This window comes from Vibrio sp. MarTm2, from assembly GCF_027587055.1.
GTDB classification, from domain to species: domain Bacteria; phylum Pseudomonadota; class Gammaproteobacteria; order Enterobacterales; family Vibrionaceae; genus Vibrio; species Vibrio sinaloensis_D.
Genome location: NZ_JAPPTK010000006.1, coordinates 1 through 24,638, shown reverse-complemented (window position 1 = coordinate 24,638; position 24,638 = coordinate 1). Strand labels below are relative to the sequence as shown.

20 protein-coding genes are annotated in these 24,638 nt (G+C 45.1%); 6 read left to right on the top strand and 14 right to left on the bottom strand.

What is annotated here, in order from left to right:
* Window positions 1-7 precede the first annotated feature (7 nt).
* Window positions 8-1,378 (bottom strand): MATE family efflux transporter, encoded by a 1,371-nt coding sequence (locus tag OH458_RS13155; protein WP_269978647.1) that lies wholly within the window; start codon window positions 1,376-1,378, stop codon window positions 8-10.
* 104 nt (window positions 1,379-1,482) lie between these two features.
* On the opposite strand from OH458_RS13155, the gene OH458_RS13150 reads away from it, so the two are divergent.
* Entirely contained in the window at window positions 1,483-2,916 is a 1,434-nt protein-coding gene (locus OH458_RS13150; RefSeq protein ID WP_269978646.1) for a DUF2867 domain-containing protein, read from the top strand.
* 24 nt (window positions 2,917-2,940) lie between these two features.
* Here the strand turns inward: OH458_RS13150 and OH458_RS13145 are convergent, their stop codons facing one another.
* The 3 genes from OH458_RS13145 to rsuA all read right to left on the bottom strand — a co-directional run bounded on the left by OH458_RS13145 (window position 2,941) and on the right by rsuA (window position 5,666).
* Window positions 2,941-3,600, bottom strand: coding sequence for a DUF2913 family protein (locus OH458_RS13145; RefSeq protein ID WP_038191969.1), 660 nt, complete (start codon window positions 3,598-3,600; stop codon window positions 2,941-2,943).
* Window positions 3,600-4,805 carry a Bcr/CflA family multidrug efflux MFS transporter gene (locus OH458_RS13140; RefSeq protein ID WP_038191967.1) on the bottom strand — a complete coding sequence of 402 codons (1,206 nt, stop codon included), beginning with the start codon at window positions 4,803-4,805 and terminating at the stop codon, window positions 3,600-3,602. Before OH458_RS13140 ends, OH458_RS13145 begins: the two co-directional genes overlap by 1 nt.
* Window positions 4,806-4,964: 159 nt before the next feature.
* Window positions 4,965-5,666: a 16S rRNA pseudouridine(516) synthase RsuA gene (gene rsuA, locus OH458_RS13135; RefSeq protein WP_269978645.1), complete on the bottom strand. Its 702-nt coding sequence runs from the start codon at window positions 5,664-5,666 to the stop codon at window positions 4,965-4,967.
* 73 nt (window positions 5,667-5,739) lie between these two features.
* On the opposite strand from rsuA, the gene OH458_RS13130 reads away from it, so the two are divergent.
* Window positions 5,740-7,479, top strand: a complete 1,740-nt coding sequence (locus OH458_RS13130; RefSeq protein WP_269978644.1) for a DEAD/DEAH box helicase — start codon at window positions 5,740-5,742, stop codon at window positions 7,477-7,479.
* Here the strand turns inward: OH458_RS13130 and OH458_RS13125 are convergent.
* Window positions 7,476-9,833, bottom strand: a complete 2,358-nt coding sequence (locus OH458_RS13125; RefSeq protein WP_269978643.1) for an EAL domain-containing protein — start codon at window positions 9,831-9,833, stop codon at window positions 7,476-7,478. The two genes, OH458_RS13130 and OH458_RS13125, sit on opposite strands and share 4 nt — an antisense overlap.
* A gap of 208 nt (window positions 9,834-10,041) precedes the next feature.
* Here OH458_RS13125 and OH458_RS13120 point away from each other — a divergent pair, with 208 nt between their 5' ends.
* Genes OH458_RS13120 through OH458_RS13110 form a run of 3 tightly spaced genes read left to right on the top strand, consistent with a single transcriptional unit; the run spans window position 10,042 to window position 12,404 of the window.
* The gene (locus tag OH458_RS13120; protein WP_086028704.1) at window positions 10,042-10,413 is read left to right on the top strand and encodes a PepSY domain-containing protein; all 372 of its coding nucleotides are present in this window, start codon (window positions 10,042-10,044) and stop codon (window positions 10,411-10,413) included.
* Between the two features lies 1 nt (window position 10,414).
* The gene (locus tag OH458_RS13115) at window positions 10,415-11,074 is read left to right on the top strand and encodes a response regulator transcription factor (protein WP_005472004.1); all 660 of its coding nucleotides are present in this window, start codon (window positions 10,415-10,417) and stop codon (window positions 11,072-11,074) included.
* The gene (locus OH458_RS13110; protein WP_269978642.1) at window positions 11,064-12,404 is read left to right on the top strand and encodes an ATP-binding protein; all 1,341 of its coding nucleotides are present in this window, start codon (window positions 11,064-11,066) and stop codon (window positions 12,402-12,404) included. Before OH458_RS13115 ends, OH458_RS13110 begins: the two co-directional genes overlap by 11 nt.
* Window positions 12,405-12,492: 88 nt before the next feature.
* On the opposite strand, the gene OH458_RS13105 is transcribed toward OH458_RS13110, so the two are convergent.
* From OH458_RS13105 to OH458_RS13070, 8 genes are all read right to left on the bottom strand, one after another.
* Window positions 12,493-12,945, bottom strand: coding sequence for a hypothetical protein (locus OH458_RS13105; protein ID WP_269978641.1), 453 nt, complete (start codon window positions 12,943-12,945; stop codon window positions 12,493-12,495).
* A complete protein-coding gene (locus OH458_RS13100; RefSeq protein WP_269978640.1) occupies window positions 12,935-13,624 on the bottom strand; it encodes a winged helix-turn-helix domain-containing protein in 690 nt (229 codons plus the stop codon). Before OH458_RS13100 ends, OH458_RS13105 begins: the two co-directional genes overlap by 11 nt.
* Window positions 13,625-13,627: 3 nt before the next feature.
* Window positions 13,628-16,696, bottom strand: coding sequence for an efflux RND transporter permease subunit (locus OH458_RS13095; protein ID WP_269978639.1), 3,069 nt, complete (start codon window positions 16,694-16,696; stop codon window positions 13,628-13,630).
* A complete protein-coding gene (locus OH458_RS13090) occupies window positions 16,683-17,870 on the bottom strand; it encodes an efflux RND transporter periplasmic adaptor subunit (RefSeq protein WP_269978638.1) in 1,188 nt (395 codons plus the stop codon). The genes OH458_RS13095 and OH458_RS13090 overlap by 14 nt, the downstream gene beginning before the upstream one ends.
* Before the next feature lie 183 nt (window positions 17,871-18,053).
* Window positions 18,054-18,503: a hypothetical protein gene (locus OH458_RS13085; protein ID WP_269978637.1), complete on the bottom strand. Its 450-nt coding sequence runs from the start codon at window positions 18,501-18,503 to the stop codon at window positions 18,054-18,056.
* The gene (locus OH458_RS13080; RefSeq protein WP_269978636.1) at window positions 18,496-19,161 is read right to left on the bottom strand and encodes a winged helix-turn-helix domain-containing protein; all 666 of its coding nucleotides are present in this window, start codon (window positions 19,159-19,161) and stop codon (window positions 18,496-18,498) included. The genes OH458_RS13085 and OH458_RS13080 overlap by 8 nt, the downstream gene beginning before the upstream one ends.
* 87 nt (window positions 19,162-19,248) lie before the next feature.
* Window positions 19,249-20,541 carry an LssY C-terminal domain-containing protein gene (locus tag OH458_RS13075; RefSeq protein WP_269978635.1) on the bottom strand — a complete coding sequence of 431 codons (1,293 nt, stop codon included), beginning with the start codon at window positions 20,539-20,541 and terminating at the stop codon, window positions 19,249-19,251.
* Between the two features lie 17 nt (window positions 20,542-20,558).
* Window positions 20,559-21,287 carry a glycosyltransferase family 2 protein gene (locus OH458_RS13070; RefSeq protein WP_269978634.1) on the bottom strand — a complete coding sequence of 243 codons (729 nt, stop codon included), beginning with the start codon at window positions 21,285-21,287 and terminating at the stop codon, window positions 20,559-20,561.
* A gap of 382 nt (window positions 21,288-21,669) precedes the next feature.
* Here OH458_RS13070 and rplY point away from each other — a divergent pair, with 382 nt between their 5' ends.
* Entirely contained in the window at window positions 21,670-21,948 is a 279-nt protein-coding gene (gene rplY, locus OH458_RS13065) for a 50S ribosomal protein L25 (protein ID WP_005471955.1), read from the top strand.
* A gap of 758 nt (window positions 21,949-22,706) precedes the next feature.
* Here the strand turns inward: rplY and OH458_RS13060 are convergent.
* On the bottom strand, window positions 22,707-24,638 hold a 1,932-nt coding region (locus OH458_RS13060), incomplete at its 5' end, for an STAND family AAA ATPase (protein WP_443088520.1).

Below are 24,638 nucleotides of genomic sequence, written 5' to 3'. Positions count from 1 at the left end.
TCTATGTCTAATTTTCGATCAAATTACGAATCCACTTGCGCGTGGTCATTCTATAGACAGAGCCAAACCATTTGAGCAGCTCTTCCGTCAAAAACAAAAGATAAATCCACTCTGGCGACCATCCAAGACCTATTGCAGCGAATGCTGCTAACGGAATGCCAATCAACCACTGAGCGACAAGGTCTTGATACAGGCAAAATTTGACATCGCCACCAGCCCGTAAAACCCCCACTATCGTCATCATCGGCACGGAGCGTAGGACAATCCCCAAACTCAATACCAGCATGAACTTTTCAGAGAGCGCGCGCGTTTCTGGAGTCAAGGCGCTAAACGAATCTAGCACTATCCCTTGCAGCAAATAGAGTAAAAATGCCACGCAAACCCCTACTAAAAGGCTAAGAATCGTGACGCCTAGCGCTTGGTAATAGACTTGCTCATAATTCTTTGCGCCAATTTGGTTACCCACCAACACCGCCGCTGCGTTGGACATGCCAATTAACAGTGCAAGAGAAATGGATTCGACTGGTGTCATAACTGACAACGCAGCCAAGCCTTGCACCCCTGATTGCCCTAAAATAGCGTGGTAGGCAAACAACCCACCAGCCCAAGCGAGGAAGTTAAAAGTGGTCGGCAAAGAGAGCTTTAGGAATTTTACGATTCGCGGCCAATCGATGACATTTCGAAGGTCAACGAGTCCAAAAGCAAGAAGGTGCTTACGAATATAGAGGTAGCTAAATAGGGTCATCACTTCAATCGCGCCACTTAAAACCGTCGCGATAGCCGCCCCTTTAATGCCCATTGGGGGAACACCAAATTTACCGAAAATAAGTACCCAGTTAAGAAATACGTTCGACAAAATTCCGATGCCACTAAAAAAGGTACTGACGCCTGGTTTATGCATCGCGCGTAAACCCACCGCCATACTTGCCACACAAGCAACCGCAAACATACTGACCGACGTAATCACCAAGTAATCAGCACCGAGAGCAATAACGTTTTGATCGCTGGTTGCCAAGCTCATAATTTGAGTTGGGAAGAGGATAAATAAGCCAGCAGTGAATGCAGCAAACAGACTAGAGACTAGCCAAGTCAATGCGGTACTTTCGCGAACCCCTTGCTTATCCCCTGCTCCCCAATATTGAGCCGTGAGCAGCGCGCCCCCCGTTGTTACACCAACGAGCATGATGGTGGTTACAAACGTCGCCCGTGCTGCCACACCAACCGCCGCGATCTCTGCTTCACCGAGCTGACCAAGCATAAGGACATCGACCAAACCACGGCTCGAGAACATAATACTTTGTAGCGTGATGGGTAACGCGATTGCGATTAAGCGGCGAATAAAATCGCCTTTAGTGTGGTATAAAACATTTGAGAGCATAGGGCGTTACCGATTCACAACAACAGTATGATAAATGGGAAATTTTAACTGTTTATTATATGATCAGTTGAATATCTAAACCATCAATTTTAGAGAGGCAATGGATGAAAAAAGTGCTTGTCCTTGGAGCATCCGGTTATGTCGGTTCGCAACTGTTATTTCAATTGTGCGAAAAAGGTTACTATGTCACTGCTGCCGCTCGACAAATTGATTATTTGTCTGCACGAATCACCCCCCATCAAAACTTGAACATCTGCTATTTGGATCTTGCCGATCTCGATGCAACGCAAGCCTTAGTTCCTCAGTTTGATTTAGTCTATTTTCTTGTCCATGGCATGGCACACGGCCACGATTTCCTTGACTACGAACTCTCCCTGGCTGAAAACTTCAAAACGGCATTAGAGAACAGCGCTGTTAAGCATGTCATTTACCTAAGCGCAATTCAGCCACAGACGGGCAACTCTGAGCACTTGAAAGCTCGACGTATGACGGGTGACATTATTCGTCGTTCAGGTGTGCCTATTACGGAACTTCGTGCCGGCGTCATTATTGGTCCCGGTTCCGCCGCTTTTGAGATAATGCGTGATTTTGTCTATAACATGCCGATACTCGTGACGCCAAAGTGGGTAGATTCAAAAGCCAACCCTATCGCCTTGCCAAATCTCAATCACTATTTGCTCTCACTTGCTGAAGAAACACCGACTGAGAATGCGCTCTATGAAGTCGGAGGTCCCGATACCCTAACCTATCGAGACCAGTTCCACGTGATTAGTGATGTCATTAAAAAGCCGATAAAGCTGTGGTCCACGTCTCTACTTACTCCATCCATGGCGTCAAAGTGGTTAGGCGTAGTTACTTCCGTACCTTCGAGCATTGGAGCAGCGTTACTTTCAGGACTGGAGCACGATTTTATCGCTGACTCCACCGCTATTCGGCAGCGATTCCCTCAACCTCTTATTTCGTTTAGAGAAATGGTGAGCAATAGCATTACTGCTGAGGGAACCTTTGTGCGAAGTGAAGTTTGGGGATTTGACCCCGCAGCACTAAAGCGCTGGCAAGCGGGTTATGGCTATTACCCGAAACAAACCGGAGCAAGCATCGAGACCTCGCTTTCAAGTGAGCAGCTGTGGAAAGTCGTCCGCCAGATTGGTAGTAAAAAAGAAGGGTACTTCTTCGCTAACTTACTGTGGCGCACACGAGAATGGCTGGATATTTTCTTTGGCGGACAGAAACCGATTCGTCGCTCTCCTCCCGGTCCAGAGCTTCAAGTCGGTGACTTCATTGATTCTTGGAAGGTGATTCGCTGTGAACCTAATCGATTCATATCCCTGCTATTTGGTATGAAAGGACCTGGCTTAGGAAGGCTTGAATTCACCATTGAAGATCTAGGAGAAAAACGAGTCTTAAACGTGACCGCTTGGTGGCACCCACAAGGGTTGCTCGGATTGCTCTATTGGTTTGCCATGATGCCAGCGCATCTGTTTATCTTTAAAGGGATGGTTAAAGCCATTGTCCGTAAATCAAAAGAGCTCCAATAATAGGAGCTCTTTCTTAGGGGCTTACTACGCTTTGAAGCTAAGCGGAATCTCCGCTAAATGCTCGCCTCGGTTATCAGGGTAAACCAAGTATTCACCATGATATTTCACGTTAGACTTATAGTCGGTCACTTTGTGAACCATAAACCCTGCTGCCGATGCCTTTTCAATAAAGTCAGCGTGATGGCCTCTTACAAACCAATTCATCGGTTTGATCATCACTTCACCATCAAAACAGCTTTCACACTGTTCCGTACACATCGCCAGAGAGTTCGGACCTTCAGTAAAGATCTGAATCTTTCCGCAGTCGACCAAGGCTTCTGATGTTGTCACTTCCCAGCCCTGCTCTTCCATCATGTCAATGAACGCATTGATCTCATGATCTTTAATCACGCGATCTTGTTGGCCTTCAGGAAAGAATTGAGCGTAGTATTTTGAGATACGCTCAAAGGTCATCATCAAGCCTGCATCATTGCCTTTTGAGCGTCCCATCTTTTGCCAGCGGATGAGATCACCACTGACAACACGAGGAAATCGTTGAGCTTTGATCGCTCGCGTTACCCAGCGCAACAAGTACAAGTTGTTTGCTGCAGGCGCATTCACCGCTTTACCAGATTTGTGCTCGGCAGCCAGTTCAGCGAGCGCGGTGTTGACTAATTTTTGAATTTCAATCGTGTATTCAGACATTACGCCTTTCTTCCAAATATCCAATATAACGCGGCAGACAACACGGAACATGCCGTCATTGTTGTCACCATAGGCCAAGTAGCACCACCAGGCATAAACGCCACAATTGCACCAACAATGGAACCCGTACCAAATCGCAACGTGCCAGCAAGTGATGACGCCGTACCCGCCATGGTTGGGTAGCCACTGAGTAGCAGCCCCATTGAGTTACTGCCTATGGTCGAAATCGTACCAATAAACATGACCACGAAAGGTACTGTGCCCCATAAGCCTAGGTCAAGTAACCAACCGACAAAAAGCCCCAAACCGGCGATTAACTGAACAGCCAGACCAAAACGAAGCATGTTATGGGAGCCGACTTTCTTTACCAAGCGGCCATTAATGCTTGTCATGATGATCATGGCGATAATATTCAGCCCAAATAAATAGCCGAATTGGTCAGGACGCACGCCATAGATATCAATATAGACAAACGAACCCGCGGTTAAGAACGCGAACATACCAGAGAACGAAAATGCCCCAGAGAAGATGAGCCCCATCGCAGTCGGATTCGCACACAATCTGAAGTAATTGCGCATCGTCGTTCTAAAACGCAGAGGCTGCCTTTTTTCTTCACTGAGCGTTTCTGGGATTTTCCAGACCACCAGCAAAATAACAATTGCCGCAAAACCAGCCAGAATCCAAAAAATAGCGCGCCAGCCAAACCACACGGCAACGTGTCCCCCCACCATAGGGGCCACCAGTGGCGCGACTGTCATTACCAGAGTGACAAACGACATTGCGCGGGCAAAGTCTTCGCGATCAAACATGTCGCGTACCACCGCTTGGATAATCACCGCAGCGGCAGCGCCTGCAAAACCTTGAGCCGTACGTACCCAAGTGAGCGCTTCGATTCCCGTGGTGGTCGCACTGACCACAGAAGCGATACCAAAAAACAGCACACCCAGTAACAGCACTGGGCGGCGTCCATAACTGTCAGCTAGTGGGCCATGAATCAACTGGCCGATAGCAAAGCCCGCGGTATAAGCGGTTAATGTAATTTGAACAGCACCTTCCGCGACCCCAAGATCTTTTGCGATCGTTGGCATGGCAGGTAGATACATATCAATCGCGAGCGGTGTTAATGCACCAATCGCCCCAAGAATAACGAAGATAAGAAAATTGATTTGTGGGGTGCTGGTTTGCTCGACTGCAGAATTAGGCATAAGACTCCTACTCGGTTGCGTTAGATATGCAGCGTCCGTGCTGCAACCAAACAGAAACAAAAGACTCGCATCCGCGAGCCTTGAACTGATCTATATTCAATCAAATTGATAAAAATAACTAGTTCCTATTTGGAACTAAACTATTTCCTATAACGAGCATTACTTCCAAACAGAGTCTACTTCCTCTTCCGTTAGGTAGCGATATTCACCCGGTTCAAGCGAATAATCGAGCTCGATAGCACCAATACGTTCACGGTGCAGATGCTCAACTTTATTGCCCAAGGCTGCAAACATGCGTTTTACTTGGTGGTACTTGCCTTCCGTGATGGTCAGTAGCAGTTCGTTTTCATCATGATTTACCACTTCCATTTTTGCAGGCAATGTTGGCTCTTTTTCATTGCGAAGTTCTACGCCTTGGGCGAGTTTATCCGCGTAGTCGCCCCCGATGGGATCCACCAGCCAAACACGATACGTCTTTTCACACTTATGCTTAGGTGAAGTAATACGGTGTGACCATTGACCATCATCGGTAATGAGCACCAAACCTGTAGTATCAACATCCAATCGACCTGCGAAATGTAGATCTTCCATTTTCACTTCATCAAGCAACGCGAACGCCGTTTGGTTGAAACCATCTTCATGCGAGCAAACAAAACCATCCGGTTTAAACAGCATAATGTAGCGCGGGCCAGGCTTTTGAACTTCGCGTCCCTGCCACTCAACAACACACGCATCGGTAACTTTAAACGCACCACTTTTTTGCATAACGTCATTGACCGTTACGTCGCCACTTTTAATGATTTTTGTTGCTTCTTTACGTGTCGCACCCAGTGCATCACACAAATATTTATCTAAACGCATGAATACCTCATCTTTGTTAGGTGGGGTATTATAGTGCGACTGCCACAAATAGTTGAGCTATTTCACACAATTTATGTATACACTTCGCCCCTATCAAGCCGACTCCGTCAAAGCCGTTATTCATTACTTTCGTAAGCACTCGTCTCCTGCTGTTCTTGTATTGCCGACCGGTGCCGGAAAGAGCCTTGTGATCGCAGAGCTGGCGCGTTTAGCCAAAGGGCGCGTTCTTGTGCTTGCCCATGTAAAGGAACTGGTTGAACAAAACCATGCAAAGTATGAAGGCTATGGGTTAAAAGGCGCGATATATTCGGCGGGCTTGGGACGCAAAGAAACCGATCAACAGGTGGTATTTGCTTCCGTTCAATCGGTGGTGAGGAATCTTGACGAGTTCAAGAACCAGTTCTCTCTACTCGTGATTGATGAGTGCCACCGCGTCCCAGACAACAAAAACACCAGTTACCAAAAAGTGATTGGTCACCTCAAAGAGCTCAACCCTGGCATCAAAGTACTTGGACTGACCGCCACACCGTATCGCCTTGGGATGGGTTGGATATACCAATATCATACTCGCGGCTTGGTACGCACCGAAGAGCCAAGGTTCTTCCGCGACTGTATTTTCGAGCTGCCCATCCGCTATTTGCTCGATGAGAAGTTCTTAACGCCCGCGAGAATGATGGATGCGCCTGTGTTGAGTTACGATTTCTCGCAGTTGACTCCCGCCTCAACCGGACGTTACAAAGAATCCGAAATGGATATGGTAATTGATAAAGCCAAGCGCGCTACGCCTCAGATTGTTGAGCAAATCATCCACCTAGCCAAAGACAAACAAGGCGTGATGATTTTCGCCGCCACCGTTAGGCACGCACAAGAAATCTACGGATTACTTCCAGAAGGTGAAACTGCCCTCGTGATTGGCGACACGCCGACGATTGAACGCGATAGCATCATTCAAAGCTTCAAAGACCGTAAAACGAAATACCTGGTCAATGTCTCTGTGTTAACAACAGGGTTCGACGCCCCTCACGTTGATCTGATTGCTATCTTGCGACCTACCGAGTCCATCAGTTTGTACCAGCAGATCGTCGGCCGAGGGCTTCGTTTATCTCCGGGTAAAGAAGAGTGCTTGGTCCTCGACTACGCCGGAAACAGCTACGATCTGTATCAGCCTGAAGTTGGCGACGCGAAGCCAGACTCCGACAGCGAGATCATTACTATTCCTTGCCCTGCTTGCGGTTTTAACAACAATTTCTGGGGAAAATTAGACAACAATGGCTTTCTGATCGAACACTTCGGGCGCAAATGCCAAGGCTTTTTTGAAGACGAAGAAACGGGGGAACGAGAGCATTGTAACTACCGTTTTCGCGCCAAGTATTGCGGAGAATGCGGCGCTGATAACGACATTGCAGCACGTATTTGTCACGAGTGCGATGCCACGCTGGTTGACCCGGACAAGAAACTCAAAGAGGCGCTGAACTTAAAAGACGCGTTAGTATTTGAATGCCGAGACATGACATTAGCCGTCCACAAAGACGAGAAAGGCAAAAGCAGCCTAAAGGTCACGTACATTGGCGACAATCAGGCGCAAGTTCACGAGTTTTGGTCCCTGACAACCAAGAACCAAAAGCAACGCTTTAAAGACCAGTTTGTTCGTCCTCATTTGGCGGATAAACACCGTCCGTTTGATGACGCATCACCGACCAAGGTAGTCAACAACCAGCATCGATTCCGTCTACCTCAGTTTATCATCGCTCGTAAGGTGGGTAGGTTCTGGAAACTGAGAGATCGAATTTTCACCGATGAGCTTGCTGATTAGTTCACAACCCACTGTGAAGCGCATGTTGTCTCATGCGCTTGATGAGAAATGCTATCGAATCGGTATGACGCCAATTCTGGCTTATGCAGTAAATACCCTTGAGTATATTTAACGCCAAGTCGCTTCAGGATATCGAGTTCAGATTGCAGCTCTATGCGCTCGGCAACCAAACGTATATTGTCCATCGATGCTAACTCGACCATTGATTTCACCATATGCTGTTTAAAGCGTGAGAGATGAATATCTTTGATCAGTGAACCATCGATCTTAATCATATCAAACTGTACTTCTGACAAGATGGAATAGGAAGAGTACCCCGAACCGAAATAATCTAGGCTAATCGCGACACCGAGTGCCTTTAGCTTTGCCACCACACTCTTAAACTTGGCATCCGCTCGATAGAACACTTGCTCAGTCACCTCTATGGTTAATCGCCTTGCACTCGACGGTGGGAACTGCTCGATCAATCCAAGCACATGCGGTTCAAACAAGGTTTTTACCGAAAAGTTTAAGTTCAGATATAAATTGTCATGCTGCGTTAAAAACTGGCGAGCAAACGCAAGCATCTTGATATCGAGCTCTTTTTCGAGACCATGGGACGCCACAATATCCAGAACTTGACCAGCAGAATGAAACTCCCCTTCTTGGTCACTTCGTTTTAATCGGCATAGCAGCTCATAGCGCTGCTCTGAGGATGAATGAGAAACAATCTGCTGAGCAAAGCAGACCAATCGGTCCGACTCTATCAGTTTAATGGCTTCGATTCTCAAGCTTGGCAATGAGTAAAGCATTAACTCATCTTGGTCACACCAATCCTGAAAAAGACGTTTTAACTGCTTGGCTTTACGGCAGCAGTACTCCGCCTTGTAGATGCTGTCCTCTACCAATTCACCCGGCACGCTCCGGTAACGTCCGAAGCTAAACTGAAAACACTGCTCATCTCCTGTTCCATATGCCACTTCTTGTTGCGATTGAATCAGCGCATTGGATGCAGATTTGGCCGTCACAAGCACAAATTCGTCACCGCCAACACGATAGACCTCACCCAAGCACTCTTCCGCAATCGCTTTAATCCGGTTTGCCAAGCCAATCAACATACGATCGCCGACATGGTGCCCCTGTGTGTCATTGGTGAATTTGAGCTTGTCTGCATCGATATAGTAAAAGCACATCGAGTTTGGCAGCTTTGACTTGTATTTGATCGCCTTTCGATTCGGCAGCCCTGTCATAAAGTCTTGAATGGACGAAGATTTTAGCTTCTTATAATCACCGAAATTAACCACTCTCAGCTCTGACAGCTCATAAATACAGATCAAGATAAGTAGCATATGAGAAATGAAAAACAGCAACTGAATTTCATAAAAATAAAGCGTTAACCTAGACTGCGATAACGAGGTTTCCACTACCATATACGACGAGAGAAAACAGACCAGATAGCAAAACAGAATATAGCGCTTATGCTTAATATTCTTCTCGTTCAGCAACAAACACAGTGAAAGCGCCGCCAACAAAGTGTTATTGATCACTAAATATATGGGGAACAGCGAAAAATAGATAATCGCAACCTGAAGCGCCACTATCCCTATACACATCGCGAAATGACTGTGATTGGTTTGGAGACCACTTGCACTGACAATCATTAGATACAAACTTGTCAGCGCGCCGGTATACGCAACGTACCAATAAGGGCTGACAAAAAATCGGTGAATGTAGACGCCCAGTTCATCCAACCCATCCCATATAAAACCGAAGTTGTAGATGTAGAACAGAAGAAACGAAACCGAGTAAAGAAGAATATAGACGGATTGAAAGCGCTTTACTCGCCAGACATTCAACACATAAAACAGACTGACAGCAAAAATAAACAAGGTTATCGCCAGTGCAATACCATTATTGACGATGAGTTTTTTCGCCAACACAGTGTTGGGCATAAATATCGTACTGACATTGACTGATTTTCCGGTATCGAACCTTAGCAACACCCGTTCAAAGGGCCATTTACGTTCCAAGTTTAAGGTGCGGTATTGGTCAAATTGCTGTTTATGCTGGATTTTCGATTGATGGACAAAATAGACATCCCCTTCCCGAGAGGACAAACTTTTCAAAATAAGGCTGTAATCGCCAAAGCCATCATCCGCTGTAGAGAGTTCAAGCCAGCAAGACTCGTTGGCACTCGGTCGACACATGACGCCACTGCTAAAATATTCACTCGATGATTGTGCAATTACATCAGCAGGCTCACTGGACGCAAACAGACGATAGTCGACATCTGACAACGTGTATGTTGTCTTACCATCACCCGCATACACTAAGCTAGAAAACAGCGTAAACAGAACCAGTAACCTGCTAACCATTGAGTAAAACCCGCTTTAATAAATTAACACCGAATATACAAACCCAGCGATGATATCCTTATCAATATTAAGAGTAAGTAAGACTTTGTAAGCGGAGCAGTTTTGACCGCACGGCAACTATTCATTCACCATTCATCTTCGTTCATTTACACTGTGACTATTCAACCTATTGAGAGTGCGCCAAATGAAATCTCTTTCCATTCCATTGATGCTTAGCCTACTTTCTCTATCCAGTTTCAGCTGTGTAGCGGCTGACCATAACGGCCACGAGCTAGTGCAAGATGTGCACAAACCCGGAACCAGAATTGAGTTTGAAGAAGATCAAGATGAAGTGTATGACGCCGTCAAAAAAGGCGTTATTCGTCCTTTCTCTGAAATGTATGCCGCTGTTGAACGCGACTTGCGAGGACGCATCATTGAAGTTGAGTTAGAAGAGGATGACGACATTTGGGTTTACGAGCTGAAGATCAATCACCAAAACAACATCATCAAAGTTGAATACAATGCGGAAACTCTCGAAATGCTGCTGATAAAAGGCCGCCATTTTAAAAAAGCCCTTAAGAATCTAGAAGACCAATAATATGAAGATACTTGTCGTAGAAGATGAACCACGCCTAGGTGAACAGATCGTTGAAGCCCTTGAGCAAAACGGTTGGACGCCAGAACTCTCAACCGATGGCATTGACGCACTCTATCGCGCTACCTCAGAAGACTGGGAAGCGATCGTTCTTGATCTGGGCTTACCCAAGCTTGATGGGCTAACGGTACTGAAAAGCATTCGTGATGAAAACATCAACACCCCCATCATCATCCTCAGTGCGCGAGATACACTCACCCAACGCGTTGAAGGGTTGAATGCTGGCGCCGACGATTATCAAACCAAACCGTTTGAAATGGTCGAACTGATTGCTCGTATTCGTGCTCAGCTTCGCCGCGCTTCGGGCAATGCCTCTCCTGTGATTCAAAATGGTAACTTGAGCCTTGATACCCGCACGTCTAAAGTCATGTGGCAAGGGCAAGCGATCAGCCTCACCGCTCTTGAATTTAAGGTTGTCGCTTACTTCATGCACCACCCTGAAAAGGTCATCTCACGTACCGAGCTGGTGGAACATATCTATAAGCAAGATTTTGACCGTGACTCCAATACCATCGAAGTGTTTATTGGTCGTATTCGAAAGAAAATTGCGCCTAAAGTGATCAAAACAGTGAGAGGATTGGGATATCAATTGAATGCTGAATAAGATACGTTACCCGCTTAAACGCCTCAGCTTAAGACGCCGCCTCGTACTGGCAGCCGTTGTTTGGTTGACCGCCATGGTCATCGCTGCGGGCGTAACGGTACCCAAACAGGTGCTCAGCTATATGTTGGACTCGACCAACGAACAGCTCTCTCTCTATCTTGATGAGTTATCCGCCTCTATCGAAGTCGATGAAAGTGGCAAACTGACCTTAGCGACTCCCCTTTCCGACCCAAGATTCAATCGCCCATACAGTGGCCTCTACTGGTCTATTGACAACGCGGCAGATCAACTTCGCTCACGCTCGCTTTGGGACAAAAAAATCACCTTTGATAAAGGGGAAAAACACGCACTAGGCGCACGCGATGAGCGTCTCATCTATATTGAAACGTCACTTTACTTCCCCGAATATGACGGTCCAATTGATGTGTTAATCGGCATTGATGAACAACCGCTAGAAGACACCGTTGCCGAACTTATGGGCCAACTTTGGGTTATCCTCGCCCTGCTCTATTTTGGCGTTCTCATGATCATCGTGATTCAGGTCCAATGGTCTCTTAGCCCCCTTACCAAAATGCATAAAGAGCTATCGCAAGTACGCTCTGGAGACAAAGCAAGCCTAGATGGAGAATACCCACGCGAAGTTGCCCCTATCGTGCTCGACTTGAATGCGTTGCTGTTCCACTATCAAGAGCTGCTTGAACGCGCCCGTCACCACGCAGGCAACCTTTCACATGCGCTCAAAACACCGCTATCGGTACTAAGAAACGAGATCAGTACGTCTGAGAAAGACATTCGTGATCGACTGCAAGACCCAGTAAGCCAAATCCAGCACCAAATTGATTACCATCTTGGTCGCGCTCGAATGGCCGGCTCAAAAAACATTTTGTCGGTGAAAACCAACCCGTCAGAGAGAATTGACGCCATTTCACTCGCGTTTGATAAAGTCTACGCGCATCGAGACGTGACACTGATTAATGAAATCGACTCTGAACTTGTCGTTGCCGTCGAAGACACCGACTTTGATGAGATGGTTGGTAACTTATTGGAAAACGCCTACAAGTGGTCAAGCTCCATCATTCGAGTTCATTCAGCGACACACTCGAATCAAGAAATCGACATCATTATCGAAGACGATGGTTGTGGCATCCCTGAAGAAAAACTCGAACAGGTCATCAAACGTGGTGTGCGATTAGATGAGACAACCCCAGGAACCGGGCTCGGATTGAATATTGTTAGCGAAATGGCCCACAGCTATCGCGGCAATTTCACGCTAGAGAGAAGCTCGATGGGTGGACTAAAAGCAGTACTGCACCTTAAACTCTCTAGCTAACTCGGTCACTTTCCCTCTTCGTGTAAGTTATGCTCCTTCCTAAAAACAAAAAGCGATGCTCAGCATCGCTTTTTTAGTGGTTTCAGCTTTAATAATTGAGCAGTAACACCACTTTATGGCCTATCAAGGCTGCTTTGTTATCTTCTAATTTGGCTACTTTTCTGTGTCCTTCAAATGCGTTTCGACGCAAGAACAGCTGCTCTATTGGGCCATAATGGCTACCCTCAGCCCTTAGCGGGCTGTGAGTTTGAATATTAAAAAACACGCCATCACTGTCCAATGTATAGTCACCTGAAGTCATGTAACCGACTTTACTGTTAGGAATGGCCGCATAGACGTCATAGCCACTGTTCTCTTTTAACGTCAACTCAAACCTCAGTGGAATCATCTTTGCGAACGAATCATCTGGATTGGATGCTTCTACGTACGCAATAGTACTGCTGTTAAAGTGGCGGTTGAGCTTATTACTATCTAAGTAAGAAGCGGCTCCACCAAGGACAGCGCCCAATGCAACCGCGCCTATGATTATCTTATTGTTCACAATGCACCCCATTACTCTCGCTTGCAAAACTCAAGGAACGCCCATCAGCACTCACCAGCAATGATAGGTCGTCAAATCTATACACAGTCACCTCTTGATAATGGATGTTTGCCAGCTCTGTTTTAGGTGAAAACGTACACTGGCTGTAGTGCAGTTGCTCGAAGCTGGTCGTTTGTATCGGCGAATGAAGCTTCTCGACGAGTGCATAGCTCAGCCCTGCACTGGCTAAGACCACCCCAGCGACAAGCGCCCATTGCTTCATTGACGTGCTTTGTGAAGCTGGCTCAATCGCCAGCTCCTCAATCTGCTCGACGGTCGATTCTACCTGCTCCTCTTGAGTCACCTCAGCAGTATTCAACTCTTGGAAAGGTTCAATGCAAGCGTCAAACTCATAGCCAATTCCTCGCACCGTGCGTATCACCATGGCCGCTTTATCTTCCAGCGCTCGGCGGCAGTTTGAAATACAATGCAACAAACTGCTGCTCTCAACCACAATGCCACGCTTTAGCCAGACTTCATGCATGATTTCATCTTTCGTTAGCGTTTCACCTTTGCGCTCAATCATGTAATTGAGCAGAGTGATTTCGTTAATCCCAATCGGATGACGAACATGAGTGTTCAGGCTCTGAATGAAACCCTGATCTGGATTGAGTAAGTGGGTGCCATTAATCACCAACATAAATTACACCTCCACCAGCTGAGATTTGTTTTGCATTTTTTCACGTACTTTGGCGATAGCCACATACGCCATTGGTACGATGAACAGGGAGAAGAAAGTACCCACTGTTAACCCGCCAACCAGTACTAAACCGATGTTCACTCGACCTAACGAGCCCGGGCCTTCGGCTAGTGCCAGTGGCAAAGAGCCGACTATCATGGTCAACGACGTCATCAAGATAGGACGCAGTCGAGAACGTGCACTCTCTACCGCCGCGTCGTAAACGCCTAAGCCTTCTTTACGCTTCAAGTTAGCAAACTCAACCATCAAAATGCCGTGTTTGGTCACCAACCCAACCAGAGTTAGCAAGCCAATCTTCGAGTACATGTTAATGCTTTGGCCAAACACACTCAGCGTTAGCACCGCGCCAACCAGACATAACGGTACGGTCATCATGATCACTAGAGGATCAATGAAGCTTTCAAATTGAGCCGCCAGGATTAGGAAGATGAAAATCAACGCTAAACCAAACAACATTTGCATCCCCGCCGACGACTCATTGAGCTCTTTCACCACGCCGTCATATTGGTAGCTTTGCCCCGCTTTCAGTAGCGCCGGTAGTTCAGTGTCAATAAAGGTCTGAATATCCGTTGCGCTGTAACCCGGAGCAAGGTCCGCGGTAATTTCTGCCGCATCTTTGCCCGCATACGTTTTGATGTTCGACTCTGCAGTCACAGGCTTGATCGAAACAAACTGAGACAACGGCAGTCGCTGGCCTGATTCAGAGCTGACGTACAGCTTATCGAGTACTTTAAAGTCACCTAATGCTTTGCGGTTAACCTGAACCTGAATGGGATAAGTGAAACCATCATCCGCTTGTAGATCAGCGGCTTTCACTGAACCTAGGAAAGTAGAAATCGCATTGGTCACATTGCCATAATCAACACCTGATAACACAATCGCGTTACGGTCAATCGACAAGTCAAAGCGCATTTGATCTCGGTGAGTTGAGTTATCTACATTGGTTAACCCTTCATAGCCTTCAAGCAACTCCACCACTTTCGCTGCCGTGTCTAACAATTCATCTAAGTCACGGTTGACCGTCGTAACTTGCAAAATCAAATTGTCCGCCACATCAAGGTTGTCGGCAGAGCGCACAGAGAAGGAAGTCGTGTAGGCTGAGATACTTTCTTTAGCCTTAGCGCTCATCTCATCAATGACCTCATCGGCACTTTGGTTACGCTCTTCCCAAGGTTTTAGTAGCACATGGTTTGTTGGCGCACTTTCGATGTAGGCCAAGTTTGCATCAATTTGTTGGTTACCTTTAAATACCGCGTTGATCTGATCAGCGTTTTCAAGGTCGTACAGTCGCCCTGCCCCCGCCGGGCCATGAGACGTGACTTCGATGAAACCAGTATCTTCTGTTGGCAATAAAACTTTTGGCATGGTCCAGACTGCGACAATAGACAGCGCCGTTAACAACGTTGTACCTGCGATAACCAGCATTGGGCGTTTAAACCAAGCACTGAGGAATGTCATGTACTTGTCTGTCATGGCATTTAGCTTTGTCTCAACCCATTGAAACCACTTTGGTGACGTTGTCACTGATTTCAACATATAAGCACTCACCATTGGTGACAACGTTAATGCAACAAAGCCAGAAATAATCACAGACGCCGCTAAGGTAAACGCAAATTGTTGGAACAGATCCGCCGTTAAGCCAGACATTAAACCGATAGGTAAATAGACCACTGCCAGAGTTAATGTCATCGCGATAACTGGGAAGACGATCTCTTTACAGCTCTTAAGTGCTGCTTCAAAGGGTGATAGCCCCTCTTCGATGTGACGATAACAGTTTTCTACTACCACAATCGCGTCGTCCACCACCAAGCCAATGGCTAGGATGATCGCCAATATGGTCAATACGTTGATACTAAATCCAAGCATTGCCATAACCGCAAATACGCCAATGACACACACAGGAATAGTGATCAATGGAATGGCCGCGACACGCAGTGAGCCTAAGAACAACACCACAATCACAGAAACCAACACAATCGCTTCGACTAGCGTCATAAAACCTTGATCGATCGCTTCTTCAATAAAGTCCGCCTGGTTGTAGACCATCTTCATTTCAATGCCTTCAGGCACCTGCATGGTCTCCATGGTTGCTTTCACTCGGTTAGCAACCGTCACTGGGTTTTCAGATTTAAGCGGTAGCACCTGAAGAGACATCGCCATGTTGCCATCGACGCTAAGCATACTCGGCTCTAGGCTCTCCTCTCCCATTTGAATATCTGCTACGTCATTGACGCGGATGATGTTGCCATTGTCGACACGAATAACAAGGTCGCGCACGTCTTCAATTGAAGTGACTTGGTTAACCGGGTTGATTGAGAAATCACGGACTTCACCTTTGATCGTACCTGCAGTAAATGTCGCGTTGTAAGTACTTAACGTGCCTACCACATCAGAAGCACTGACGTTTAGTGCCGCCATACGCTCAGGCTGTAACCAAACGCGAATAGCTCGGTTTGAGCCACCATATGGCCCCCATACACCGCCGACACCCAGTACATTCTTAAACTGAGGAGCCAATTGCTGGCTAATGAAATCAAACATTTCCTGCTTGTCCATCTCGCCGCGATTCACAAAGGTGATGATGTTACTTGGCATAGACGTTTCAGATGAGTCATCCGTAACGGTTGGCTTATCTGTCATTGCCGGTGGAAAATCGGAAATACCGTCTACTTTGCTACGCAAGTTGTTCATAAGACTCGCGTATTCAACGTCACTGACCCCATCTTCGAACTGAATTTTCAGAGAGCAACTGCCCTCCTGACAATCCGTCGTCATGGTTTTAATCTTATCTAGCCCCGTCACCGCGGTGATCAGCTCATCAGCCACGTTCTGCGACATAAACTCTGCACTCGCACCGGTAATCGAAGCGCTCACTGTTGCTGATGCGGTTTGACGCTCAGGGAAATACTGAATCGCCAACTTTTGATAAGAGACAATACCCAGTAGGACAATTGCAATGCTCAGCACGGATGCGAGCACTGGATGTTTAATGCATATCTCAGGCAGCTTCATTCGTTACCTCCTCAGATTGCTCATTGGTTGGTTTTACTTCTTTACTCGCGTCTTTGTTAACCGCCTGCTTCACTTCCTCGCTTGGTGCGGGTTTAGGTGTAGCAGGTAAAGTTCGCGAAGGTAGCGTCACTTTTGACACAGAGTTTTGCACCGCTACAGAAGAGTGCTCATTTAGATTTTGACGGCCCGTGACCACCACAATCTCACCCAATTTCAAGCCCGACTTAATCGTGACATAGCCATTATTTGTATTATCGCCCAGCTCAACCGAGCGCTTAACTGCTTTGTCATTTTCAATCACCCAGACAAAACGCTGGTCACCATTAGTATCAACAGCGGTCTGTGACACCACCAACTCCGCACTGTCTTTACCAACGGTTTGTGACACTTTGGCAAACATACCTGGCACCAGTTGGTTGTTTTGATTCTCTAAATGGGCGTGAATTTCAACGCGGCCAGAGCTTTCATCGACCAAAGGCGCAATGTAGTTCACTTTGCCAACAAAAGATTGGTTAGGATACGCGTCAACCGAAATCGATACTGGTTGGCCAAGCTGCGCTTTACCGACTTCGTTTTGGCTGATTGAGTAGTGAACTTCTACAGGATCGAGCTTGATTAAGCTGACCAACGCCGTCGCAGCCTCAACTCGGCTGCCTACTGAGTGGGTAAAATTAGTCAGTTGGCCGTTAAACGGAGCCACCAATTGGTAGTTTTGCAGATCGGTTTTCTTTTGACGGAAGTCGGCGCGAGCCAGATTGGCTTGTTGCTTAAGCTCTTCGACATCTTGTGCAGACATGGAATCAGGTTGCTTTTTCAATAATGCGAGCACGCGATCCAGCTTGGATTCTGCCAGCGCTAATGAGCTTTTGGCTTTATCCAATTCTGCTCGCGCTTGTGCATCATCTAGCTGTGCGATCAAATCGCCTTTGTTAACTTGGTCGCCATCTTCAAAGTTCAGGGCTTTAAGTTTTTCACCCGCGCTGAACGTTAACGCCGCTGAATCTGTTGCTTTTACTTTCCCTACTTCCTCAATCGAAGATTGATGGACTTGTTTCGCCACCACTTCTACCGTTACAGGGATAGCAGGTTGAGTCTCTTCGGCAGAAACGTGTGTTGCAAAAAGTGCACTTACTGCGCAGAAAACCGACAGTGGAGAATTTAGGTACTGAGTCATAGCTTGTCTCTAATTGATGAAACTTGCGGTTGTTATACCTAAGACTTCTCCTACAAAGTTAACGCTTTGTCAGCGAAAGGATTTTTAATAATTAGCGATTATAAAAAAATATCAAACCTTTGATTTTATTGAATTTAAATCAATAAAAAAGCCAGTAAAAATGGCTCTTAAAATCTCCTATGATTAAGGGGTAACTTCGCTAAACAGATAGGAGTATCGAGGCGCGACCATTATCATCTGCTTATCAGAGAGTGGAATGATGGTTAACCCTTCCATAGAGTGCATACCTTGCTGCGAGAACATCATCTCAATCAGACTTAGCTTTTTACCTTCTGGAATCACCTTCTCCGATGAGGTCGGCGTTAACGACAAACCGTGGTAATCAAACGCATAATTGCCCGATGCGTTATAGCCCACTTTTTCGTCGGTAAAGAAATACGCTTCATACTGCCCCGAACGTTTAAGTGTGATGGTCGCGTGCATGTTTAACTGTTCAGTCTTCTGTTTAGTCGGGACTAAAATCGAGGTTTTGCTGACGACATTAAGGCTAACCGTCGGCGAAAAAATGTATGCCGCCATTGCGCCAACGGCCGCACCCGAGGCTAAACTCAACCCAATAAGAAGCTTATTCACATTGCACCTCCACTTCATCAACAAGGTAGCTGATTGAATGGCCATCTGCGTCAACCAATATCACCTGATTATTGGTCGTGAACATACGCACGTTGGTCATCACAATGGGTTTGTCTTGCGTATTGGCTTGGATAGTACAACCAATAAATCGTTGTTCTTGATAGTCAGCTTGCACCCAAGGAGAGCGAGTAAAGGAAAAAAGGGCAAAACTGACAACGGTGGCAAGCGTGAACAGTGAAATACAGATCAGGTTACGCTTCTTGATCTGAGACTCTTCAGCTTCAACAATCTGAGGTTGGAGGATTTCCGGCTGGGGTGCCGGCTCTGGTACTTCTTCACGTTCTTCTTCGCTTGAAACTTGACCATTAAATTGATAACCAACTCCGCGAACCGTGGTGATGATTTCTCCGCTGTCACCTATCGCCTTACGACAGTTAGAGACACAGTGAAGCAGACTACTCTCTTCAACGATCACTCCTTTTTGGTGCCATACGTATTCCAATAGTTCTAATTTAGACAAAGGTCTGTGAGGATTATCCACCATGTACTGCAGCAAAGCGGTTTCATTGGTGCCAAGGGACGCCTTATGCCCCGTGGAAAGGTTCTCAATGAATCCCGCCAACAAATTAAGACGATAAATTTGATTAATTATTAGCATGATGATCGATTGGGTAAGCGATTTAGTGTGCCTCTTACCCTAGCGCAATTTGCTAAAAAATAAAGACCGTATTTGGCAAGTATTCTGTTAACGTTCGGCTATCTGAAGTTCGTTGTCTCGAATGAACAAAACTTTACCATCTGAGTAGTAATCGTGCTCTTCATCAAGGCTAGTCGGCAACGCGGTCGCATTAAGTGACACTTGGCGTAAACCCGGCAACTGCATAACTTGCAGTGCCAGTTTATCTCGTTCGACATCAACATTGGGGTCAATGCTGTGCAAAACAGTGACAATACCTGAGTAAGGCGTAAGTTGCAGGCCATTGTCATAGCTCAGCGCACCAACCCAAAACAGCGTCTCTGATTGAGGATCAACCCCTCCCTTCCACCAACGAATATGGCTACGTTTTAGCAAGTTTCCCGGCAGTTGAAACGCCATTTCTTGTGGCACCCCGTTCCAAAATAGATCCGAGACTGGCGGCGTATTCTGCTTGAGCAAAGATAGATAATCCTCCAACTCTAGATCATTACGTGAGAAGGTTTGGTTCTCAATCCAACCCAAATCAAGCATTATTTGCCTTGGGTTCTCGCCATAGTAGATAACATTGACCGCTTGGGCATCGAACACCGATGACCGCCCGGGGTACGCTTTTAGTTCCAACTCACTAGGCTCAACATACGCAATATGATTCGATTTTTCTGCTGTTTTCTCAACCTGCAAAAAGTCGTCTGAGTAGAGAAAAAAGTGCAGGTAATTGGCAAGCAGGGCTGACCCCATGAGAACAGCAACAGACGCACTCACTTTATAGCGCCAGTTGAACGCCCTCGCGACGAGATAAAACAGCCCTGTTGCAGCCAAAGCATATAGAGACAGTTTGTGCTCTATCAGAAACGTCTTTGCTTCATTTAACATTGGAAACTTCTCGACGCCGTACGCCAGCAAGTAGCCCCAGAATACAAACTGACCAACACCCAATAGCAACCCAATAGATGAATAAAACGAAAAGCGTCTCCAGCCTATCTGCTGCGTCCCTGCCATAAACGGAACAACCCAAGCGACAGGTCCAAGCAGGCGAGCAAACACCAAAATCGCATTCCCTTTTGTCGCCATTAAATGACGACAGCGCGCAATTGGCCTTCTCGTTTTGGGTTGCCAGTTGAGTAGTTTTCTCTGAGCGGGTTTACCTAATCGACGACCAATAAAGTAACTGGCTTGATCTCCAATCAACCCGCCCAACAATACTGCCAACACACCAGTAACGATGCCTTGATGCAATTGGTACCCAGCGGCCAATAGAAATGGCTCACCGGGTACAAACAAATTGGGGCCAATTAACGCATCCATTAACGCCCCAAAAAATAGACTAACTACGCCTTCCATTTCGTCACCACTAACGCTTATTGCTCTTTGTAGTGACCGAACTGGTAATTCATCTCGTTTTTACGCATTTCCCCAAAGATGAATCGACGAACATTGGCAGATAAATAGGTGTAACCCATTTTAAAGACGCCGTCTTGATCCAGCCTGCGTGGGTCAAAGCTGAAGGTAAGATTTAAAAAGCGGTATCGCCAAGTTTGACTGGCTCGTTTGACGTAATCACAGTCTTCACATAAGACGATTTCTTCATCAAACCCTCCGATTTCTTTATGCACACGCTTAGTCGAGAAGATACAAGCGCCCACTGCCGTCGGGAAAAAGAACTGAGTCAGGTATAAGCCGACATTAAACAAACCGTAACCCAGCTTGTGAATCAGTGGTAAGCCATTAGCCCCCATGAACACACCTGCTACTTCAAGTTTCTTCTCTTCCAATTGCATCATCGCTTCTTGAAGGAAATTGGCTCTTAACTGGACATCCGCATCTAAAAACAGGACACGCTCATACTGCGCCAACTCCGCCCCTGTATTGCGACCTAAACTGGTACCGCGCCCCGCCATTTTATGTACGGTTAGCTTCGGCAAAGCGTTGCTGTAAGCTTTAGCCACATCGCATGTGGCGTCATCACTGTTTGAATCAACGACAATGACTTCAAAATTCTTATACGTTTGCTGGCTTAGATTTTCGAGTAAACGACCAATGCGCTTCTCTTCATTGAATGTGATAATGACAATACTTAACTGTTCCATAGCGATACCCTTTCATTAAACTGTTGTGCTGTTGATAAACAATTTAACCAAGGTAGACTTAACCGCCCGTGAGAAAGCCATTCAGATTCGATTCACTTGTGAGGGCAACGTCCACTATCAAAATGACGCGGTTTGGCTGACTTTGCGCTCATAAATTCAGCACGACGAACAATAACCACAACCTTTTGCTAACTAATTGAATAGATTTACTCAAAAGATGTTCCGTTAGCATGATTATCTATTGCTAGAACCCCCGCACAGTGTTAGTATCCGCGCTCGCTTATAGAGTTACTACCAATTACTCTTAAGCGATTAGCACATTCGAGCGAGGTCGCATCGCTGAATGTGAATTTAAATTTTTTCATATTTGAGAGTAAATACTATGAAATTTGAAGCAGTAGTACGTACTGAACTAGGTAAAGGTGCGAGCCGCCGCCTACGTCACGCTGGTAAATTCCCTGCAGTTGTATACGGCGGTGAAGAAGCAGCAGTTTCTATCGTTCTTAACCACGATGACGTTGTTAACCAAATGGACAAGCCTGAGTTCTACGAAGGTATCGTTCTAGTAATCGACGGCGCTGAAGTTAAAGTTAAGCCACAAGACGTTCAACGTCACGCGTTCAAGCCAAAAGTTGAGCACATGGACTTCATCCGCATCTAATTCCCTACCAAGGAATTAATCCGGATTTAATCCAACCTTTTGCATAAAGATTATCGGACTTACCAACCGAGACATCTAAAAATTCGAAACCCCGATGCTACCAACATCGGGGTTTCACCGTTTTTGAGCCCTCAAAAACGCTCTCAACTCTCTTCAACTTACTGAAACTTCGCCACTTTACCCAACCCCACAATAACCACATCATTTATGGGTGGATTAAGTGTGGACGAAAGGTGGACTTATACAGTAGTTTCTCTCTCAACTATCTTAGACCCATTTTCACCACGACTCAAATCACTGCCCTACTCCCCTACTTTATTCTTTAACTCTAGAACATATCTGAAAGCACCTCTAAACGGCTTCCGAGTAAATCCTACATCAGTGTTATACTTTCGGTTAAATTGCTTTCTAGTGAGGCTACAGAAATGGATAAGAAGACTTTTACCAAGCAAGAGCTACTCGAAGGATTAGATGCTTATACTGCGCATGCTGATGAATTGGCAGAGCTGATTGAAACAGAGGTAGATTTGGATGAAGCCTAGGAAGGTGGCAGCCACGAATAAAGAAATTAATCGCAACTGCTTGTCTTTTTAAACTCACCTGAGTGGTTAGCTCATTTTTGAGCAGAAATAGTTTAAAGCCATTTAGTAAATTAGCATAAATGATTAACTTCAAGTTTGGACGTTAGCTTAGCGTAGTGTCCAGTATTGATGATGCGTTACAACCCGCCATGATGGTGTCAGGCCGGGTTGTATGCATTATGAAGTTTTTGATATCAACTTTTGTTGTTGATTACTTTGCATTGGAATGTAATTTATTTGGAGCGCAGCACAAACAGCTTTCCTATTACGCTCTGAGTCTTCAAACATGTATAGATAGTCAGCAATTAGATCTCTTAAAATATTTCCTGACACCGTATTGATTTTAAAATCTCTACTCATTTTTTTTATTTTGTCAATAGACCCGAAATTACCCAAGTCTAACTGAACTGAAAGTTCAATTAATCTTATAGCATTAGATTTATCTTTACCACTGTAAGCCTTTTCTATAAGAGGAATAAGATCTCGACTTCCAATCGCAGAAGATATTTTTTTAATAATTGAATATGATACAACCCTAACCATATTAAATAAAAGCTGCCTAGCTATTAAATCAATATCATCTTTAGACTTATCAGGCACTTCAAATTCTTCCTGAATCCTCTTCTTGAGCATATCTATAAGTGTTTCATGATCTTCACGCATTATCTTTAAGATTGCTTCTAATGCTCGCAGTGGCGCTTCTATAGCTTCCGTTATAAGGTTTACTTTTGGTTCAGTTTTTAGAGACTCGTGATAATTTCTGGTCAGTTGCCCAATTAAATCAACTGACTTGAAAGCGAGATTAAAATCTCGCAATAGGTTGTTTAATGATGAATTTGGCTTATCACTATCTTCCTCATTAACGCCATTATCAAACTCTTCCTCATGGTTACCTTGAATGTCTTCATATTCTTCTTGCTCCTTGGCAGCCTTAATCCTATTTTCTTGAACATCACCTTCAACAAATACAAATTCTTCTAAGTTTAACTCATCAATTATATTGTTAATAAAAAGTACGTCTTCGTCTAGCCGAGAGGTATTGCAATCGGATAGTATAGTCTTTGAGTGGTTAATTATACCATCAAGTATACGACTATCCTTTGAATGATGAGTTAAAAACATTAATGTATTCATGTTTTTTCTCTTATCCAAACCTGATATAAGGTCTGAAACAATGTTTTGAATACCATCATTAGATAGATTGTCAGATAAGTATTTAGATAAGAAATAGTAATATACGTAAGGGTATCTAAATGAATAAAACCCGTTATTTTCCTTAATTATTTTTGCAGAAACAAGTTGATTTATTCTACTGTCACAATCTATCTTAAGTGTATACTCCTCATTGATCTTAGAGTTAAATTCCCACAGTTCGTCTCTTGATAATTCTTTATGTTCTGAGTTATAGAAAAAATAAGACATTTCAGTAATATAGGTAAATATCCCATCTAACTTATCTTTTTTTACACCAGCAAGCCCCAGACTACATGTAATTAAGTAGTGATAATAATGGCCATAAGAACTAGTATTTAATTCTGCTGCTATGCTCGTATCCATAGACTGCAACATTGTCAATAGAAAGAAAGGAGTTGACGGAATATAATTTTTTCCTATTACGCGACTAATCTCTTTATTAGCATGATCTGTTCTAACTATTAATTCTTGAGTTGATTCTCTACACTCATTTTTTAAGTTGTTCCACTTAGTTATAAGCTCCCAACGAGAAGCGTGGCCTAGCTTCAATATTTCTAGCTTAGTGAATGATTCATTTAATATTCCGTCTCCTTTTATCTTATCGTGATTCAATGTATATGAATCGGAAACCGTCAATATTAACTTAGTAAAATATTTCTTCAGGGTTTTAATTAGCTTTAATAACGAATTCTCATCCCCTCTGACCAAGTTAAAGTTATCTATAAATATGTACCTATCTTGATCTGTTGATAACAATTTATCGAAGCTAAAGTCTTCATATTGTTTTTTTATATGCTCTTCTATTTTACTATCTTTGAATCTATCCGCTCTCTTTATTTCTGAACCATCTAAGAATACAGAAAACTTACCATCACTTAATGTATCAAGACAAAGCTTTTTTAAAAGTGAGGTTTT

Excerpts from the sequence above, each read along its gene's own strand:
- OH458_RS13090 (WP_269978638.1), bottom strand. The coding sequence starts at position 17,870 with ATGACTCAGTACCTAAATTCTCCACTGTCGGTTTTCTGCGCAGTAAGT.
- OH458_RS13125 (WP_269978643.1), bottom strand. The coding sequence starts at position 9,833 with ATGGTTAGCAGGTTACTGGTTCTGTTTACGCTGTTTTCTAGCTTAGTG.
- OH458_RS13115 (WP_005472004.1), top strand. The coding sequence starts at position 10,415 with ATGAAGATACTTGTCGTAGAAGATGAACCACGCCTAGGTGAACAGATC.
- OH458_RS13145 (WP_038191969.1), bottom strand. The coding sequence starts at position 3,600 with ATGTCTGAATACACGATTGAAATTCAAAAATTAGTCAACACCGCGCTC.
- rsuA (WP_269978645.1), bottom strand. The coding sequence starts at position 5,666 with ATGCGTTTAGATAAATATTTGTGTGATGCACTGGGTGCGACACGTAAA.
- OH458_RS13140 (WP_038191967.1), bottom strand. The coding sequence starts at position 4,805 with ATGCCTAATTCTGCAGTCGAGCAAACCAGCACCCCACAAATCAATTTT.
- OH458_RS13110 (WP_269978642.1), top strand. The coding sequence starts at position 11,064 with ATGCTGAATAAGATACGTTACCCGCTTAAACGCCTCAGCTTAAGACGC.
- OH458_RS13095 (WP_269978639.1), bottom strand. The coding sequence starts at position 16,696 with ATGAAGCTGCCTGAGATATGCATTAAACATCCAGTGCTCGCATCCGTG.
- OH458_RS13100 (WP_269978640.1), bottom strand. The coding sequence starts at position 13,624 with ATGTTGGTGATTAATGGCACCCACTTACTCAATCCAGATCAGGGTTTC.
- OH458_RS13120 (WP_086028704.1), top strand. The coding sequence starts at position 10,042 with ATGCTTAGCCTACTTTCTCTATCCAGTTTCAGCTGTGTAGCGGCTGAC.
- OH458_RS13080 (WP_269978636.1), bottom strand. The coding sequence starts at position 19,161 with ATGCTAATAATTAATCAAATTTATCGTCTTAATTTGTTGGCGGGATTC.
- OH458_RS13070 (WP_269978634.1), bottom strand. The coding sequence starts at position 21,287 with ATGGAACAGTTAAGTATTGTCATTATCACATTCAATGAAGAGAAGCGC.
- OH458_RS13075 (WP_269978635.1), bottom strand. The coding sequence starts at position 20,541 with ATGGAAGGCGTAGTTAGTCTATTTTTTGGGGCGTTAATGGATGCGTTA.
- rplY (WP_005471955.1), top strand. The coding sequence starts at position 21,670 with ATGAAATTTGAAGCAGTAGTACGTACTGAACTAGGTAAAGGTGCGAGC.
- OH458_RS13130 (WP_269978644.1), top strand. The coding sequence starts at position 5,740 with ATGTATACACTTCGCCCCTATCAAGCCGACTCCGTCAAAGCCGTTATT.
- OH458_RS13150 (WP_269978646.1), top strand. The coding sequence starts at position 1,483 with ATGAAAAAAGTGCTTGTCCTTGGAGCATCCGGTTATGTCGGTTCGCAA.
- OH458_RS13155 (WP_269978647.1), bottom strand. The coding sequence starts at position 1,378 with ATGCTCTCAAATGTTTTATACCACACTAAAGGCGATTTTATTCGCCGC.